This is a genomic window from Empedobacter sp. UBA1574, from assembly GCF_002322895.1.
GTDB classification, from domain to species: Bacteria; Bacteroidota; Bacteroidia; order Flavobacteriales; family Weeksellaceae; genus Empedobacter; species Empedobacter falsenii_B.
Genome location: NZ_DCOI01000028.1, coordinates 40,388 through 59,277 on the forward strand (window position 1 = coordinate 40,388; position 18,890 = coordinate 59,277).

Here is an 18,890-nt window from a genome sequence, read left to right on the forward strand (position 1 = left end):
TGATACTAATAAATTTTCAAAATAAATTATTCAAATACAATATAGCTAACGTTAAAATCTATTATTTAGTATTCTTACTACAACAAAAAAATTAAAATGTTAAAGAAATCAAGCCTTAACAGCTTTTAAACTCAAGTCAAAGTTGGGAGCGGAATGAATAATCGCACCAGAAGAAATAAAATCAACACCCGTTTCGGCAATTGCTCGAACAGATTCTTTTGTAATTCCGCCCGAAGCTTCCGTTTTTATTCGCCCATTTATATATTGAACCGCTTCTTTCATCGTTTCAAGATCAAAATTATCCAACATAATAAAATCTACATTTGCATCCAAAGCTTCTTTTACCTCATCCATATTACGCGTTTCCACTTCTATTTTTAAATGTAAATGATGTTTTGACAAATAATCTTTGGTTTGCGCAACCGCTTTTGTAATATTTCCACAAAAATCGACATGATTATCTTTTAACATCACCATATCGTATAAACCAAAACGATGATTCTCTGCTCCTCCAATTTTAACTGCCCATTTTTCGATCATTCGGAAATTAGGTGTTGTTTTTCGTGTATCCAAAATTTTGGCATTTGTACCGCTTACCAATTCCATCATTTCGTGCGCATAAGTTGCAATTCCAGACATTCTCTGCATACAATTCAACGCTAATCGTTCGCAAGTTAAAATTGATTGTGAAGATCCTTTTACTTTGAAAGCAACATCTCCAAATTGTACTTTATCGCCATCATTTATATATTGTTCTATTTTTAAAGATGGATCAAACGTATCAAAAATAATTTTCGCTAATTCAATTCCAGCAATTATTCCGTTATCTTTCACTTTCAGTTCCGCTTCTTGAATTGCATCATACGGAACCGACGCTAACGTTGAATGGTCGCCATCGCCAACGTCTTCTAAAAAAGCTTGACGAATAAAAAGTTGTAATTTTTCTTGTGTGATATATGGAGGAAAATTCATTATCTATATGTTAAGGATGCAAATTTTGATTGATTAAATTCTTTCTTGGTTTTGTATTCGTAATACTCGGCCCAAGTACCATTTTCTTCGCGCACAACCGTAATCAACACTTGTACTGAAGGATCATTTTCGAAGAAATTTTTGATCTGAAGTTTATATTCTTTGTCATCAATTTTACCTTTTGTAATATCTATTGCTCCAGATTTGAAAGCCGCATCAAAAGCGGTTGCATAAGGATCGATAGAAGCCATTTCGAAAAGATTAGAAAACTTTCCTAAATAATATTCCCGACTTCCGTTATTACCAAAAGTTGTTAAATTAAATTCTTTATCAATTCTTACTTCAATCGTTTCTTCATCAGTTTTTAAAGTAAACAATACACGATTTTCCGAAGGGAACTTCTCAAAATCATTATTTTTTTCTGCCGATTCGTAACGTAAAGGCATTGTATATTTCATTGCAACTGCTTTTCCATCAACTCCTTTTGCAGGAGTTATTTTTAGATTAGCTCGCTCCATTTTATTATTCAACAAAACTAAACTAGACAATGCTACACTATTAAAAATTGGATTCGAACCATCAGTCGAGACATCTCCAAAATTACCATCTTCATTAATTTTAAAACCTAATTTAGATTGAGCAGTTTCGATATGAAGATAATCAGCAATATTAGAAAAGAATGAAATTTGAGTTTGAATATCTTGATTCAAATTTTTGTTCATACATGCTTGTAGCTCGCTATTTTCTTTTAAATTTTCACAACCAAAATACACAACCGCTTTCTTGGATTCTTTACCAGAAGTCAAACTTACGTTTTGTTTTTCTTTCGAATTTTGAGCAAAAGAAAAACTCATTGCAAAACATGTAACGAACAGATATAACTTCTTCATTAATTAAAATCTTTGTTGTAAAAAGTTCCTCGATTTTCTTTTTGATTGATACTTTGCTCAATGATTAAATGTGCGACATCAACCAAATTTCGAAGTTCTAAAATTTTAGGTGAAACAATCGTAAAATAATAAATTTCGTTGACCATTATCTCAATTTCATTGATACGATTTTGTGCAATTTGCAAACGATTATCGCTTCGTACAATTCCGACCAATTCGCTCATCATCGCTTGTAATTGTTTGCGTAAATAAGAAATCAATACTAATTCTTCTTGCACTTTCATGCCTTCTTCGTTCCATTCTGGAAACTCAAAATTATAAATCGAAAATTGATTATCATTTAATAAATCGACCGTTTTTAACGCTGCACGATGACCAAAAACCATCGCTTCTAACAACGAATTCGAAGCCAAACGATTTGCACCATGTAAACCCGTATTAGAACATTCGCCAACCGCAAACAAATTCTCGATAGATGTTTTTCCTTCTAAATCGACGTCAATTCCACCACACAAATAATGCGAAGCAGGAACAACCGGAACCAATTCGGTAAACATATCGTAGCCTTCGGATTTACATTTTTCGTAAATATTAGGGAAATGTTCCAAGAATTTTTCTTTCTCTAAGTGTCGACAATCAATATAAACATAATCATCTCCGCGCAATTTCATTTCATTATCAATCGCACGCGCCACAATATCACGAGAAGCCAATTCTTCACGTTCATCATATTTGTGCATAAACAACTGGCCATCTTTCGTACGCAACTTCGCACCAAAACCACGAACTGCTTCCGAAATCAGAAATAACTGTCCATCAAATTCGCTGTAAAAAGCCGTTGGATGAAACTGAATAAATTGCATTCCCGAAACGGTTGCTTTTGCACGTCGAGCCAACCCAATTCCATCTCCTGTTGCAATAATTGGATTCGTCGTATTTTTATAAACATGACCAACTCCGCCTGTTGCTAACAAAGTTACTTTGGCTAAATGTTGTTCAACTTTATCTGTATTCAAATCTAAAATATATGCACCAAAACATGTTGTTTTCTGTGCTATATCACGATTCAAATGATGTTCTGTAATCAAATCTACTACAAAATGATGCGTAAAAACCTGAATATTTGGATATTCTTTGATCGCTTCTAACATCGCGCGCTCAATCTCCCAACCTGTCACATCTTTATGATGAACAATTCTGTTTTCGGTATGTCCACCTTCACGACCAAGGTCATAAATTCCTTCGTTATTTTTATCAAAACGAACGCCCCAATCTATAATTTCATTGATACGTTCTGGTGCTTCTTTTACGACAACCTCAACCGCTTCTAACTTACACAAACCATCTCCTGCACGAAGCGTATCTTCGATATGTTTCTCGAAACTATCTTTCTCGAAATCGCTCACAACAGCTACTCCGCCTTGCGCATATTTCGTATTGGTTTCGTCTTTATTTGCTTTGGTTACAATGGTAATTTTCGCATCAGGATTTCGAATCGCGATTTTCAACGCATACGAAAGTCCAGCAATTCCAGAACCAATGACTAATACATCTTGAATAGCCATTATTTGATTTTTTCTGATAAATCTAACATTCTATTAATTGCAGCTAACGCTTTAACTCGCAATTCTTCTTCTATTTGAATTTCTGGCAATTCATATTTCATGCACAGATATAATTTTTCTAATGTTGATAATTTCATGTAAAAACATTCAGAACAATTACACGATTCATCTTGAACTAATGCTGGAATTAATGTTTTATTCGGAGCAAGTTTTTGCATTTCGTGTAAAATTCCTTCTTCCGTTGCCACAATAAATTCTTGTGCATCATTTTCTACCACATAATCTAATAAACGAGAAGTTGAACCAATAAAATGTGCGAATTTCAATAAATCTTCTTGCGCTTCTGGATGCGCAATTAATTTTGCATTTGGATGATCAGCCATTTGTTGTGCAATTCTTTCCAAAGAAAAAGCTTCGTGCACGATACAAGCTCCGTCCCACAAAATCATTTTACGATTACAAACTTGATTTAAGTATCGACCTAAATTACGATCTGGCGCAAAAATAATTTCTTGATCTTCTGGCAACGAATTAATAATCGCTTCCGCATTAGAAGAAGTAACAATAATATCTGATTCCGCTTTAACACCCGCATCACAATTGATATAACTCACGACAATCGCATTTGGATGTTGCTCACGCAAACCACGTAAACCTTCTGCCGAACAAGAATCTGCTAAAGAACAACCCGCTTTTGTATCGGGTAAAACAACTTTTTTAGAAGGGTTCAAAATCTTTGCAGCTTCTGCCATAAAATGAACACCACAAAAAACAATCATATCAGCTTCAGTTTTTGCAGCAGCACGCGCCAATTGTAACGAATCACCTAAATAATCTGCTAAATCCTGAATTTCTCCTGACTGATAATAATGCGCCAAAATCATTGCATTTTTCTCTTTGCGTAATTTATTGATTTCCGCAATTAAATCAGTTCCTTTTGGAATTTCAACATCCAAATAACCTTTATAATCTAACTTTTCTATCGCTTGTTCTAATGTATTCATTTGTGAGTGATTTTATTTTATACCTAATTGCTTTTTCACTTCTTTTGACAACGCATCTTTGTGCACTGTAAAAGCAATTGATTTCATTCTGAAAAATGGTTTCGACATATAAATGTGTCCATTATTTCCTAAATCTGTTGTTCCCCAAGAATTTTTTACATCATAATATTGATTTCCCAATTGATCTTTCAAAATTCCTGTAATATGCATTAAATGGTCATCTTCTGTCGAATAATCTTCAAAAGCAGCTTGACGCTCATCAGCAGAAACCCATTTTTCAGGTAAAATCTGAACAAAATAATCTGATTCTAAACCTTCTGAAGGCCAAATTGCCATTCCATACTTTTTAGAAAATGTTTTTTCAGAAACATCTGTATCAAAAGCCGCTGTATATCCTTTATATAACGCTTCGTCCAAGACTTTCATGTATTCATCTAATGGTAAATTATAATATGAACCATTTGAAAAATTATCTGGCACTTGCAAAATAAATTGTGAATAATAAGGCGCTTGCTGAAAAGATGTCAAGGTTACATAATCATCAGGATTTATTTTCAAGGCTTTTGCAAATTCTTGTGGTGTATATTCTTTTCCTTCGAACTTGAATTTTGTTGGAGGAACACCTAATTTATCATTCAATTTTTGATCAAATTTTGATTTCCAATCTGCTGTTAAATATTTTTTAGGATTTTTTACAATCGAATCTAATCCAACTTTCAAATCTTTTACCAATATTTCGTGGTTATGCTTCACATCTGTTCCATTCGCAAAACCTGCATAAACTTCGTTTGGAACTAATCCATTTTTACGAACCGAATTTAAAACATCATGCGACAAACCTCCTTGACTAAACTGTGCTTTTCCTTGACGGTAAACATAATTGTATGCTTTTTCTGGATAAGTATATCGTACATTGTACATTTCCGACAAATCGACATCTTTTCCTGTCAATCGTTTTACTTCTGATTCTAAAAAAGAAGTTGTAGAAAATGACCAACAAGTTCCCGTTTTTCCTTGCGAAATAATTGGAAGCGCAGTGTTGTTAACTAATTCTGTAAATTTGAAAGGCGTTTCTTGTGCCGAAACCAACATACTTACAAAAGCAATGCTGGCAACTATATATTTTTTCATTTGTGTTTTGTATAGATTTCAAAAGTAAAGTTATTTTATGAAGTTTTATTATAAAATGTAGAACGAAAACTTCTTTTCTGAATTACATAAAAATTATATTTTTACGTAAATATTTAATTCTTATAAATGAAAGAATATATTAGTAGAAAATATAATAGTTTTTATAATGTGCTTATTATAATTGTTTTAAACATATTAATTCTATTTACTTCAGTAATTATTTTCACTTATTTAGACGAAATAATTGCAAAAAATAAATATGATGTCTTGATTTTTTGTATTTCATTTATACTAATTTTATGTGTTTTTATTCGGATTAATTATCAGATTAATGAAATAGTGTTAGATAATAACATTAACCAACTTACAATTAAAAAGGTATTTTCAAAAAAAACATTTAATCTTAATGAAGTTCAAGAAATTAATCAATTTGTACTTCCATATTTAAATTATATCAAAATAAATAACAAAAAGTTCTTTTTTATATCAAGAGCTATTGATCCTTTTGGTGATAATTTTACATTTAATAGCGAAGAAGATTTAGAAAACATAAGATGCACTATTGATTCAATAAAAAATAACATTAATTAAAAATTTTCATTTATTTTAAATACATAATATTTCACTTTTAGAACAAATTATAAATCAAATTAGTATAAATATTCAATTTTTATACATCTAAAAATTAATTTCCCTTAAAATGCCATAAATGACTCAAAAACCTATTAACTTTGCTCAAACATTACACAGATGCAACCAAGAGAAGATTTTTTATTGAAAGCTTACGAGCTGGGAATTATAAAATTTGGAAATTTTACTTTAAAAAGTGGTATAGAATCTCCTTTCTATGTCGATTTAAGACCTTTAGCTTCGAGTCCACAATTACTAAAAACTTTAGCAAATAACTTATTAGATTTAGTTGAAGATGTAGAATACGACTTGATTTGTGGTGTGCCTTATGCAGCTTTGCCAATGGCGACTACAATGAGTTTAACATCGAATATTCCTTTGATTATCAAACGTAAAGAAAACAAAGGTTACGGTACTAAACGTATGGTAGAAGGTGTTTTTACGGAAGGACAATCTTGTCTTTTGGTCGAAGATGTAATTACTTCTGGACAATCTTTATTAGAAACAATTGATCAAGTTGAGCGCGAAGGTTTACGTGTAAAAGATTTGGTGGTTGTTTTAGATCGTGCGCAAGGTGGATCTGAAAAATTGAAAGAACAAGGTTACAATGTGAAAACGTTATTTACAATTCACGAGGTAATCGATATTTTACATAAATATCACCGTTTAAGTGATGATGAAGCGAAAAAAATCAAAGACTTTTTAGCTCTACCTCCAGAAGCGGTTCCTGCAAAACAACGTATTGCATTGGAAAACAAAAAAATTGTACATCCAGTTGGAAAACGTTTGGTTGAATTAGCATTGAAAAAACAATCTAACTTAATTGCTTCTGCAGATTTAATTACTTCTGAAGAAATTACAGATTTCGCTAAAAAGGTTGGTGATCATATTGTTGCGTTAAAATTACATTCAGATATTATTCAAGATTTTTCGGATAACTTAATTGTTGAGTTGAAAAAAATCGCACGTGAAAAAGAATTCTTATTATTCGAAGATCGCAAGTTTGGAGATATTGGAAATACGCAAGAATTACAATTTAAGAAATCGATTTACAAAATTTCTGATTGGGCAGATTTAGTAACTGTTCATCCAATTGGAGGTTTAGAATCATTAAAAGTTTTCGAAAATACCGGAGTTATCACAATTGTTGAAATGTCTTCGAAAGGAACATTGACTGATGATTATTACTTTACAAAAGCAATTAATGTTTCGGAACAATCTGGAAATGTTTTAGGAGCTGTTGCACAACGCCAAATTCCTGATAACTTGTTATTGTTTACGCCTGGTGTTAATATTTCTTCGACTGGAGATAGCAAAGGACAACAGTATAATACGCCAGAATTAGTTTTCAAAAATTACCACACAGACTTTATGATTGTTGGTCGTGGAATTTACAAAGCTGCTGATGTAAAAACTGCGGCAAAAGAATACCAAACGTTAGGTTGGGTTTCTTACCTACAAAGTTTGAATGACTAAGATTTAGATAAATTTCAAAAATATAAAAGCAAGCTATTTCAGCTTGCTTTTTGTTTTTTATTTGGTAAGAAATCTACTTCAATATAAATTTATGCGAAACACTATTTCCATTATCATCTTGAATTGTTGCGACATAAAATCCTGCTGATAAGTTAGAAAGATTTACACTTCCATTAGAATTTTCAGTATTTATCGTTTTAATCATTCGTCCTGTTGCATCAATAATTTTAATCGAAATTTGAGACTCAAAATTTAATTGATAATTCAATGTTTTGTTTGAAATATAAATTTTAGATGAATTTCTATCAACATCATTTGTCCCTAAAGTTGATGTTTTAGCAGCTTCAACCACATATTCGATTCCTAATTTTGTAAACTTCGTAGCATGCGTAGAGGTTTTCCCAAGAGTTGCATATGTATCATTTACAGAATGAATGTATGGATTGCTATCTTGCATTTTAGCCTCGAAAGGTAAAGTTGCCGCAAAACCATTATCCGACCAACTAAAATGATCTGAACATCCGTATCCACATTGTGAAGTATCATACGTGAATTGATGTAAACCAGTTTTGTTGTATTCGTCCATCAATTGCATCAAAAACGAATTGAGATTTGCATCACAATAAGCATCCGTCATCAAAATAACATCTTTCGTAGAACCTTTGTAATTCGTCATATCAAATTGTACATAACCTATTACATTTTTATTCTCCGAAGCGTATTTCTGCGCAATTTCTTTCGATCCTACTAAACCTATTTCTTCTGCTGCGTAAGCCATAATTTCGGTAGTTCGTTGCGGTTTGAAATTATTTTTTAACAACACACGCAAAACTTCGGTGATTGTTGCAATTCCAGATGCATTATCATCTGCTCCTGGTGCAAAAGTTTGATTTGCATTCCAACCAACAGTCGAATCGGCATGACCTCCAATAATCACAAATTCATCTTTCTTTTCAATTCCATTAAAAGTCAAAATCAACGACTTCATTGGCGTATTCACATGATCAACGATTCTTACAAATACGTCAGTTCGTCCTGCATCAGCAATCATTTTCACCCAAACTTCTTTCAATTTAAGAACCGCATTATTTGCTTCTTGTCGTGTATGATAACGCGTTTTGAAATCTTCTAACATCAAAATTGTTTTCTCAATTTCTTTGACATCAACATCATTCAATGCCGTAGTTATAAAAGCTTGTTCTGATATTGTATAATTGAAAGGTGCTTTTTTCTGAGATGGCTTTTCTTGAAGTGATTCTAGTGCATCTTCTTTCGAATTTCTAAAAATATAAGCATGTCCATGCGCAAATTTTCCATGTAAACTTTCAGCAATTTCTGGATGAAAATAAATAGCAGAAAAATTATTTTTTGAAGAAATTATTTCAATAGAATCCGCATGATTTTTTTGTAAAAAAGCGGCATTCTCAGTCTCCATTGTCGCAAAAATGAAGTTTTCTCTGGTTTGCGCAAAAGAATAAAGCCCATTCAATAAAAATGTGGTAAGTAGTAAAAGTTTAGTTTTCATAAAAAATCATATTAGTGTAAAACAAATATATGATTAATAATGATTTATCGTATTTATCAAAACAAAAAAATCCATCTTTCGATGGATTTTTTTATTAATATTTTAATTGAAATTTTATATAGGTAATCTTTTTACCTTCTTCCAAAAATTTCGATTCATAATATGTTTGTACAGCTGTTACAATTTCTGGAATATCTGAATGATCTGGGTGATAAACATCGTGTGTAGAACGAATAACTTCGTGTCCTTCGATGTGAATAACACCATGTGTATATCCGTGTAAAAATTCAGAGTCCGTTTTTAAATTAACTGTTCCTTCAGGTTTTAAGATGGTATTGTAACGTCTCAAAAATTCAGGATCTGTTAAACGATGTTTTGTTCTTCTGTATTTGATTTGTGGATCTGGGAAAGTAATCCAAATTTCGCTCACTTCATTTTCTGCAAAAAGATGATCGATAATTTCGATTTGAGTTCGAAGAAATCCAGCATTTTCAATTCCTTCATCCAAACAAGTCTTAGCACCACGCCAAAATCTTGATCCTTTAATATCTACTCCGATAAAATTACGATCCTTGTCACGACGCGCCATTGCAACTGTATATTCTCCTTTTCCGCACCCAAGTTCTAACACAATTGGTTTGTCGTTCTTGAAAAATTCTTTGTTCCAATTTCCTTTTAATGCAAACTCGTTAATTGCCTCTTCTCGTGTTGGTTGAACAACATTCTGAAAAGTTTTATTTTCGTTAAATCTTCTGATTTTATCTTTTCCCATTTCGGATATATTTTGCGCGAAATTACGAGATTTTGATTAATCTAAAAAACTGTTCTGAAAACACATAAATATCATCAAATAGTATTTATGTAAAAAGGTTTGTTATTTTTGTATTGAAAAACTAAAATTAGAAAAATGGATTTTATCAAACAATTTCATAGTGGCTGGGCTTATCTTGTGATTTTGATGGGCGTTATCTTTGTGATTTCAACATTAATTTATGCGATTTCTAAAAAAGATACAAACGCAACAATAAAAAAAATCGGGTTATTTACAACCATTACTTTTCACGTTCAATTATTACTTGGATTAGTAAATTTAATAAAATTGGCTGTTGATGTTTCTGGGGCAGAAAACATTATGAAAAACGATATTTTAAGATTTAAGTTGATGGAACATCCATTAATTATGATTTCTGCTGTTATTTTTATGACGATTGCAAATGCAAAACTAAAACGCTCTATAACTGTACCAATGAGCGTCCCTATTTTTGCAATAGTTTCATTTCTATTAGTAGCTTTAGGAGTTTTCTTTTTATACCAAAATCAACTTTGGTTAGTTTAAAAATTAGAATAATTTCACTAAAAAGAGTATTAATAACTTAATACTCTTTTTATATTTTTATGTGATTTATAATTTTTTTATTCTAATTTCGTTATTAACAAGTCGCTAAAGCTTTCTTTTAAATTTTAAGAATCTTTGGCACTCGATTTGAAATAGACTTGTACAAACTAAGAAATAAAATGAAATACATAAAATATCTATTCTCTTTGCTTTTGGTTTTAGTAACTTTTAACCTAAACGCTCAAGATTTTCATACAGCAAATATCAAGGTTGATTACGAACAAGAAACTGGAACTTTAAATATCACTGCGCGTACATTTACCAATCAGTTGGAAAAAGCAGTTGGTGCTGATGTTTCAAACAAATCTAACTTCGAAAACAAGTTGAAAGCGTATGTAAATAGTAAAGTTGATGTAAAAGTAAATGGTAAAGCTTTGGGAACTTCTTATTATGGTTATCAGGTAAATGATAAATCGACACGAGTTTTTTTTAAGTTTGATAAAATTTCTAATATCAGCTCGATAGAACTAAAAGTAGCTTTGTTGACAGATATTTTTAATGATCAACAAAACATTGTAACTTTTGATGTCAAAAATAAAAAAGACACAAAAGTATTAACAGGAAATAACGACACCGTAAAGATGTCTTTCTAATAAAGCAAAAGCCTTCCGAAATCGGAAGGCTTTTTTATTTCAAATATGCTTAATAATTATCTCTAATAATTCGTAATAACTTTTCGTTCTCATTTCGAATCCAAGATAAATCTTTGATCGAATTATTATTCATCAAACTAAAAATTAACGTTCTTCCAGATTTCGTTTTCAAATAACCACTCAACGTTACATTATTGTTCAACGTTCCTGTTTTGGCATAAATATAAGGTTGCGCCGAATCTTTGTATCTATTTTTGATTGTTCCAGTTTTACCACCTATTGGGAAAATAGAAAACAAACGTTGCTCGGGAAATTCGTTGTACATTTTCCCCAAAACTTGAGCAAAACTTTGCGGTGTAAACAAATTATAACGCGATAATCCCGAACCGTCAAACCATTCTGGTTGTTGTTTCAAATCATTCAACAAATATCTTTTAGAAAAGGTAATCGTTTCAGAAGCGCTCAATTTTCCTGGTAAAGTACTCGAAGCTAAAATCAATAAATGTTCCGCCAAAAAATTATCGCTATTTTCCATCATTTCGCGGTAAACATCATCTGATTTCTGACTATAAAACACTTTCGGATTATTGATCATTGGCGTTTTGACCATATCAACAGGTTTACCCAAAATTTGCGACAACGATTTTTCTATCACCGTTTCATTCACTATAAAAGGAACTTTTTCTGTTCGTTTTTTATTACTGATATAAAATTTATTATCATAAAAATTCCTCGGCTCTGGCATTTCTCTAATTTCTGTTAATTCTTCAAAATATGTCGGAAATGTTTTGATTGAACTTCCATTTTTCGAAATTGAAACTAAATTTTCATGAATTGGAAATTGACTTCTTTCTGGTGCATAATCTTTTCTAAAATCGTCCCAAGTCCAACCTGGTAGAAAAGATTCTTCGTCGAAATTATTCCAATGAAAAACAATTTTAGAACCATTATTTTTCAAAAAATCTACCGCTCGTGTATTTTTATATTTTGGATGCAAAAAAGTTGGATCTCCAGTTCCTTCGATATGCAATTCGTCACCAATCAACTGATATTTGAATGCAGGGATAGAATCGTTCAACATTTTCATTGCTGTATACAACGTAAAAATTTTGGTATTTGATGCTGGAATAAAAAATTTATTCCCGTTATAATTATAGATTTCTTCTTTCGTGATTGGATCATACAAATAAAATCCTGTGAATTGAGTGGAATAGAAATCAGAATTGAGATGTTTCTCAATTAATTCGATCTGCGCAAATAGATGCACAGACGAAAAAATTGATAATATAGTAAGTAAATACTTCATTAATCTTTATTATCGAAAGGAACTGTTGGCGAATTACTATCATTCTTAATAATCATCTCTGTATGCGGATAAGGCATCGAGATATTATTATCGTCTAATGCATATTTCACCGCGCGATACAATTGCCAATAAGCCGTCCAATAATCACTATTCTTCACATAACAACGCACAGCCAAATTCACAGAACTTGCTGCAAATTCTAAAATCTCAACCGTTTTAGATTGTGTATCATCAACCAATTCATTTTTCTCTAAAACATTCAACAAAACTTCGCGCGCTTTGTCAAAATCATCATCATAAGAAATACCAACATTCACATCTAATCGACGATATTCTTTGACGGAATAATTGGTAATTGGATTATTAAACAAATTTGCATTTGGTAGCGTCACAACCTGCCCTTTTCCAGTAGCAATCACTGTATTTAATAAACTGATTGATTCGACAGTTCCTTCATTTCCTTGTGAAACAATATAATCTCCTACTTTAAACGGTTTGAAAATAATAATTAGAATTCCCGCTGCAAAATTTGACAAAGACCCTTGCAAAGCTAAACCAATTGCTAAACCAGCTCCTCCCAGTGCTGCGATTAAACCGGAAGCATCTAAACCTAATCGTGAAACAACAAACATTATCACGATCATTTTTAGAACAATATTTATAATCGGAATAAGAAAAGTACGAATAGATAGATCCACATTACGAGTAATCATACGTTTTTCAATCAATTTTTTCAATTTGCCCGCCAACCATAAACCAATTACTAACGTAAATATCGCAGAGACTAAACTCCACCCCACTTCAGACCCTTTCGTAATTAACCAGTTCGTAATATATTCTACATCTTTGATAGGTGTTGAAATCACATCTTGTAAACTATCAACCTTGTCTTGTTCTTGCATAATATTTTTTTAGTAATTCAGCGGATAAAATTAATTCCATTCTTACATCTTTTCAAAAAAATAGAAAAATTATCATTTTTTTTAACTAATTTTAATAAATCTGAATATTGGTACAATATTCGTTAAGAACAAATTACAACTAAAAAAAGACTATAATTAAAAATTAAAATCTATGAACATTATTGAATTAGTAAAAGGGTATATTACCCCAGATTTGATCTCGAAAACTTCATCAGAATTAGGTGAAAATGAATCGGGAATTTCTAAAGCAATCAATGCATTTATTCCTATTCTTTTAGGAGGTGTTTTAGAAAAAAAGAATTCTACTACAGGCTTATTTCATACCATCAAATCTTTTGGTGCTTCTCGTGGATTAGCAAATATTTCGACAGAACAAGAAACGCCAGACACGATTAAAGAATTAATCAATGTTGTTTTTGGTTCGAATGCTCAACCAATCGTTTCTAAAATTGCTGAATATGCAGGAATTTCGACAGGTTCATCTTCAAAATTATTAGACTTAACTGCGTTAACAACTTTTGGATCTATTGGAAAAGAAGCCGAATTTAACAATGTAACAGAAGCTGATTTCTTTTCATCTTTAGGAGGAATTAAAGATAAAATTTTAGGATTAATTCCGACTGGTTTAGGACTTGGAGCTTTAGGTTTAGGAACAATATTTAACGATGCGCCTAAAATTACTGAAACTATAGATGTTGCAAAAGATCATATAACTGAAACTATTACAGAAACAAGAAAAGTAGTTGATGTAGAACCAGAAGAAAAACCATATGTAGCGCCAGTTGATGCTTATGCAGAAACTCATAATAACAATGGTGGTGGAGGTTTTTGGAAATGGTTAATCCCATTAATTTTAGTTGCTTTAGCAGCCTTTTTCTTATTAAAAAAATGTAATAAGAACGAAGAAAAAACAGTTATTACAGAAGAATCTGAAATTGTGGTTGATTCATTAAATGAGGATTCTCTAAACGCTGCACCAAAAGAATTATCTGATATCGATTTAGATGGTGTTGCATTGAAAGGATATGCAAATGGATTAGAAGATCAAATTATCAAATTTATCAAAGCGCCAGATTTTGCAACAATGACAGAAGATCAATTGAAAGAAAAATGGTTCAACTTCGATAACGTTAACTTCGTTTTTGGTAAAACAGATCAATTAGAACCAGGTTCTGACATTCAATTAGATAATGTTGCTGCAATTTTGAAAAAATATCCAACTGCAAAAATTAAACTTGGAGCATACACAGATAAAGTTGGTGATGATGCGAAAAACAAAGAAATCTCTCAAAAAAGAGCAGATTACTTAAAAGCTGAATTAACAAAACGTGGTGTTGGTGCGCAAGTTATTGCTGCCGAAGGTTACGGAGAAGAATTTGCAAAAGTAGCTGAAACAGCTTCTGACACAGAAAGAGCTTCTGACCGCAAAATGTCATTACGTTTCACAAAATAATCATTTCATAAAATTTCTAAATAAGGGTAAAGACAACTTTATCCTTATTTTTTTGTTATTTTTTTCGAAACCAACTCGCAACAAGCTAAACAATTAATATCTTTGCACACTATGAAATTTTCAATCGATAAAAAAGACGAATTTTCTAAGGCAAGAGCTGGTGTTGTAGAAACCGATCATGGTAAAATCGAAACACCTATTTTTATGCCAGTTGGTACAGTTGGTACAGTAAAATCTGTTCACCAACGTGAATTAGAAGAAGATATTAAAGCCCAAATCATTCTTGGAAATACTTATCATTTGTATTTGCGTCCAGGAACTGATATTTTGCACAGAGCGGGCGGATTACATAAATTTATGAATTGGCAAAAACCAATCTTAACAGATTCTGGAGGATTCCAAGTGTATTCTTTAGCGACAAGTCGTAAAAAATCTGAAGAAGGTGTGCGTTTCAAATCGCATATCGATGGTTCTTACCACATGTTTACGCCAGAAAAATCAATGGAAATTCAACGTTATATCGGAGCTGATATTTTTATGGCTTTTGATGAATTAACAGGAATTCCAGCAAAATATCACGATGCAAAACGTGCTATGCACATGACACATCGTTGGTTGGAGCGTTGTAGAACTTGGTTAAACAATAATCCTGAATATTACGATCACAAACAAACGCTTTTCCCAATTGTACAAGGAAATGATTTCAAAGATTTGCGTCAAGAATCAGCAAAATATATTGCGGATTTCGGTGCAGAAGGAAATGCTATTGGTGGATTATCTGTTGGTGAACCAGAACCTGTGATGTACGAAATGACGGATATCGTAACAGAAATTCTTCCGCAAGATAAACCTCGTTATTTAATGGGAGTTGGAACACCTTGGAATATCATCGAATGTATTGCTTTAGGAGTTGATATGTTCGACTGTGTTATGCCAACGCGTAATGCACGTAACGCCATGTTGTTCACGTGGAATGGTGTTATGAATATGAAAAATGCAAAATGGAAAGATTGTTTTGAACCATTAGACGAAAACGGGACTAGCTATGTGGATAGTTATTACACAAAAGCCTATGTTCGTCATTTGTTCAATGCCAACGAAGCTTTAGGAAAACAAATTGCATCTGTTCATAACCTTGCGTTTTATTTAGATTTGGTAAGAGTTGCAAGACAGCATATTTTAGCAGGAGATTTCGCTCAATGGAAAGAACAAATTGTTCCACAATTAAAACAACGTCTGTAGTTTGAAAATAATTGATAAATACATCATCCGAAACTTTATCGGAACCTTTATCTTCATGGTTTTGATTTTGTCTACTATCGCTGTTATTGTCGATCTTAGTCAAAAATTAGGACGTATTAATGATAGTGGTTCTACAGCTTTTTCGGCTTTAACCCAATTTTACCCTTATTGGTCTATTTGGATTATTAACACCTTTTTACCAATTGCCGTTTTTATCACTGTGATCTATTTTACATCACGACTGACGATGCAAACCGAAATTGTAGGTGTGCTTTCGGGTGGTATTAGTTTTTATCGATTTACACTTCCATATATTTGGGTTGCTATATTTTTAGCAATTTCCGCTTTATTAGTAGGAAATGTAGTTTTACCTTGGGCAAATATTAAAAAAAATAAATACCAATATACCCATTTATTGAGTAATAACGACAAGGAAGAATATTACAAACGACAACGTATCGGTTCGCAAATTTCTCCTGATGAGTTTGTTTTTGTGGATAGTTATGACAGAACTGAAAAATTAGGAAGTTCTTTTATGTATCAAAAATTTGATTCGACTGAGTTGAAAAAACAAATCATCGCTTCAAGTTTTAATTGGAATGATAAAGATTCTACTTATGCATTAATGAGTGTTTACACACGCGAAATTAACAAGGATAAAACTGAAAAGTTAAATTACGAAGCCAATACAAATTTGAAGTTACCAGCTTCTCCTGACGAAATTTTACCAGAAGAATATGTTGCCGAAACAATGAATACCTTCGAATTAAATGAATTTATTCAGAAACAAAAAGCAAAAGGTTCTGCCAATGTAAATACATACGAAAATGAATTAAATAACCGTTTGAGCGGTCCATTTTCAACTATTATTTTGACACTTTTGGCTCTATCGCTTTCATCTAAAAAACGTCGTGGAGGAATCGGAATCAATCTTGCAGTTGGTATTTCGTTAGCGTTTGTCTACATTTTCTTCTCGCAAACAACGTCTACGTTTTCCGAAAAAGGATATGTTTCGCCACTTGTCGCCTCGTGGATACCAAACATCGTCTTCGGATTACTAACTTTGTTTTTATATTTCAGACGAGCTCGTTCATAAAATATTTCAAAAATCCAGTTTCGAAAAGAACTGGATTTTTTATTTGATATTAAACCAATTATATTTTTAATTAAAAGAATATTTTTTTTATTCAATTGATAATAAGTAACTTTAAAATATTCTAAATTAATTTCTTAGATTTAAAAAAAGTTGAAGTGTAAAACTAAAATCAATTGATATGAAAAAAAATTTACTCCTTTTATTTTTAATCCTTTCGGTTTCTATTTTTTCACAAGAAACATTAAATACAATGTTTTATAATGTGTTCAAATTTCCGAATTCACTTCCTCAAAATCGTCAATTGATCTTAAGAGATATTTTAGACGAATACAAACCAGATTTATTTATGATTTGTGAATTAGTAACAGAAAATGGCGCTGATTTAATCTTAAATACATCTTTGCAAAATCAACCTGATAAATTTGCTCGCGCACTTTTTGTGGCTGATACAACGAAATTAGATGATCCGTTACAAACAATGGTTTTTTATAATACACGTAAATTGACGTTGGTTAATCAACAAAAAATCCCAACAGTTTATCGCGACATCAATCAATATTCTTTTCAATTAAATATTACTTCAAACGATCCCATTCATTTAGAAGTTTTTGTTGCGCATCTAAAATCAAGTACAGGACCTGCAAATCGTCAAATGCGTTTGGAAATGGTGCAAGAAGTCACAAAATCCTTGAAAAAATTAACGCAACCTAATACATATGTTCTTTTTGCTGGAGATTTTAATTTTTATAATTCATCAGAACCAGCTTATCAAGAAATTATCAATCCGGCAAATGCTATTTTGATGATTGATCCATTAAATGCACTTGGAAATTGGCAAGACAATCCAGCTTTTAGTTATTTACATACACAAAGTACACGCGTTTCTAACATAGGTTTTGGAAGCGGAACTAATGCAGGGGCAAGTGGCGGTTTGGACGATCGCTTTGATTTTATTGTGATGAGTGAAAATTTCAAAAACAGCTCACGTTTTTCTTTTATAAACGATAGTTATAAAGCGTATGGAAATAATGGAGATTGTTTGAATAAAGACGTTAAAGATCCTGATTGTACGGGCATTTACTCTCAAACTCTACGAACTAATTTGTACAATATGAGTGATCATTTACCTGTTGTCATGCAATTTAAAATTCATGAGAATTTGAGCACAAAATCAATTGAATCAAAACCTTTTATCTGGTTAAAATCAGCAAATATTACGAATGATAAAATTATAATTGGTATTGATAAAACACAATTAAATACTCAAAATAATATACTTTTCATTTACAATTCAGTTGGACAAAGTGTACAATCGGTTCGTATTAATAATCAATCAAATATAACGATTGATTGTCAAAGCTTAGCTTCTGGAATTTATTATATAAAAACAAAAGAATCGAACGAAATTTTAAAGTTTATAAAAAAATAATATTTTTATAAACAATAAATCCAATATGAAATATTTTATTCTGATACTTTTTACATTTCTCTTATTTAATTCTTGTGAAAATGAACAGATAATTCACTCTAATTTAATTAAAGAAAGTGAAAAATTTTTCGAAAAAAGAAATATAAATTCTAAAGATTTTAAAACCCTATTTTATATCAAAAAAGGTGATGATTATGCTCATTATGTTTTAAAATATTATAAAGTACCCGTTGTGCATTTTAAATAATTTGAGTTTTTA

The 18,890-nt window shown here is 31.5% G+C and carries 17 protein-coding genes; 8 read left to right on the plus strand and 9 right to left on the minus strand.

The window, feature by feature from the left end:
• Positions 1–108: 108 nt before the first annotated feature.
• Genes nadC through B3578_RS08450 form a run of 5 tightly spaced genes read right to left on the minus strand, consistent with a single transcriptional unit; the run spans position 109 to position 5,562 of the window.
• Entirely contained in the window at positions 109–972 is an 864-nt protein-coding gene (gene nadC, locus B3578_RS08430) for a carboxylating nicotinate-nucleotide diphosphorylase (protein ID WP_291047819.1), read from the minus strand.
• Positions 972–1,862, minus strand: a complete 891-nt coding sequence (locus B3578_RS08435) for a hypothetical protein (protein ID WP_291047821.1) — start codon at positions 1,860–1,862, stop codon at positions 972–974. Before B3578_RS08435 ends, nadC begins: the two co-directional genes overlap by 1 nt.
• Complete coding sequence (gene nadB, locus B3578_RS08440; RefSeq protein ID WP_291047823.1) at positions 1,862–3,427, minus strand: L-aspartate oxidase; 1,566 nt, start codon at positions 3,425–3,427, stop codon at positions 1,862–1,864. Before nadB ends, B3578_RS08435 begins: the two co-directional genes overlap by 1 nt.
• On the minus strand, positions 3,427–4,431 hold the full coding sequence (gene nadA, locus B3578_RS08445; protein ID WP_291047825.1) for a quinolinate synthase NadA: 1,005 nt from the start codon (positions 4,429–4,431) through the stop codon (positions 3,427–3,429). Before nadA ends, nadB begins: the two co-directional genes overlap by 1 nt.
• 12 nt (positions 4,432–4,443) lie before the next feature.
• Positions 4,444–5,562, minus strand: a complete 1,119-nt coding sequence (locus B3578_RS08450) for a C1 family peptidase (RefSeq protein WP_291047827.1) — start codon at positions 5,560–5,562, stop codon at positions 4,444–4,446.
• A gap of 126 nt (positions 5,563–5,688) precedes the next feature.
• Here B3578_RS08450 and B3578_RS08455 point away from each other — a divergent pair, with 126 nt between their 5' ends.
• Together B3578_RS08455 and B3578_RS08460 are read left to right on the plus strand one after the other, a co-directional pair.
• Positions 5,689–6,153: a hypothetical protein gene (locus B3578_RS08455; RefSeq protein WP_286495705.1), complete on the plus strand. Its 465-nt coding sequence runs from the start codon at positions 5,689–5,691 to the stop codon at positions 6,151–6,153.
• A 159-nt stretch (positions 6,154–6,312) separates the two neighbouring features.
• The gene (locus B3578_RS08460) at positions 6,313–7,668 is read left to right on the plus strand and encodes an orotate phosphoribosyltransferase (RefSeq protein ID WP_286495706.1); all 1,356 of its coding nucleotides are present in this window, start codon (positions 6,313–6,315) and stop codon (positions 7,666–7,668) included.
• Between the two features lie 73 nt (positions 7,669–7,741).
• On the opposite strand, the gene B3578_RS08465 is transcribed toward B3578_RS08460, so the two are convergent.
• Entirely contained in the window at positions 7,742–9,193 is a 1,452-nt protein-coding gene (locus B3578_RS08465) for a M20/M25/M40 family metallo-hydrolase (protein WP_291047830.1), read from the minus strand.
• Between the two features lie 94 nt (positions 9,194–9,287).
• On the minus strand, positions 9,288–9,965 hold the full coding sequence (trmB, locus tag B3578_RS08470; protein WP_219033815.1) for a tRNA (guanosine(46)-N7)-methyltransferase TrmB: 678 nt from the start codon (positions 9,963–9,965) through the stop codon (positions 9,288–9,290).
• Between the two features lie 135 nt (positions 9,966–10,100).
• On the opposite strand from trmB, the gene B3578_RS08475 reads away from it, so the two are divergent.
• The gene (locus tag B3578_RS08475; protein WP_114998669.1) at positions 10,101–10,529 is read left to right on the plus strand and encodes a hypothetical protein; all 429 of its coding nucleotides are present in this window, start codon (positions 10,101–10,103) and stop codon (positions 10,527–10,529) included.
• Positions 10,530–10,708: 179 nt separating this feature from the next.
• The gene (locus B3578_RS08480) at positions 10,709–11,182 is read left to right on the plus strand and encodes a DUF6702 family protein (RefSeq protein WP_114998668.1); all 474 of its coding nucleotides are present in this window, start codon (positions 10,709–10,711) and stop codon (positions 11,180–11,182) included.
• A 49-nt stretch (positions 11,183–11,231) separates the two neighbouring features.
• On the opposite strand, the gene B3578_RS08485 is transcribed toward B3578_RS08480, so the two are convergent.
• Positions 11,232–12,488: a D-alanyl-D-alanine carboxypeptidase gene (locus tag B3578_RS08485; protein ID WP_219033816.1), complete on the minus strand. Its 1,257-nt coding sequence runs from the start codon at positions 12,486–12,488 to the stop codon at positions 11,232–11,234.
• Positions 12,488–13,390: a mechanosensitive ion channel family protein gene (locus tag B3578_RS08490; RefSeq protein ID WP_221856081.1), complete on the minus strand. Its 903-nt coding sequence runs from the start codon at positions 13,388–13,390 to the stop codon at positions 12,488–12,490. The genes B3578_RS08485 and B3578_RS08490 overlap by 1 nt, the downstream gene beginning before the upstream one ends.
• A gap of 172 nt (positions 13,391–13,562) precedes the next feature.
• Here B3578_RS08490 and B3578_RS08495 point away from each other — a divergent pair, with 172 nt between their 5' ends.
• The 4 genes from B3578_RS08495 to B3578_RS08510 all read left to right on the plus strand — a co-directional run bounded on the left by B3578_RS08495 (position 13,563) and on the right by B3578_RS08510 (position 18,631).
• Complete coding sequence (locus B3578_RS08495; protein ID WP_221856083.1) at positions 13,563–14,864, plus strand: OmpA family protein; 1,302 nt, start codon at positions 13,563–13,565, stop codon at positions 14,862–14,864.
• A gap of 111 nt (positions 14,865–14,975) precedes the next feature.
• Positions 14,976–16,106, plus strand: coding sequence for a tRNA guanosine(34) transglycosylase Tgt (tgt, locus tag B3578_RS08500; protein ID WP_291047836.1), 1,131 nt, complete (start codon positions 14,976–14,978; stop codon positions 16,104–16,106).
• Between the two features lies 1 nt (position 16,107).
• Complete coding sequence (locus B3578_RS08505; protein ID WP_291047838.1) at positions 16,108–17,202, plus strand: LptF/LptG family permease; 1,095 nt, start codon at positions 16,108–16,110, stop codon at positions 17,200–17,202.
• A gap of 178 nt (positions 17,203–17,380) precedes the next feature.
• Positions 17,381–18,631 carry a hypothetical protein gene (locus B3578_RS08510; protein WP_286495714.1) on the plus strand — a complete coding sequence of 417 codons (1,251 nt, stop codon included), beginning with the start codon at positions 17,381–17,383 and terminating at the stop codon, positions 18,629–18,631.
• Positions 18,632–18,890: the final 259 nt, after the last annotated feature.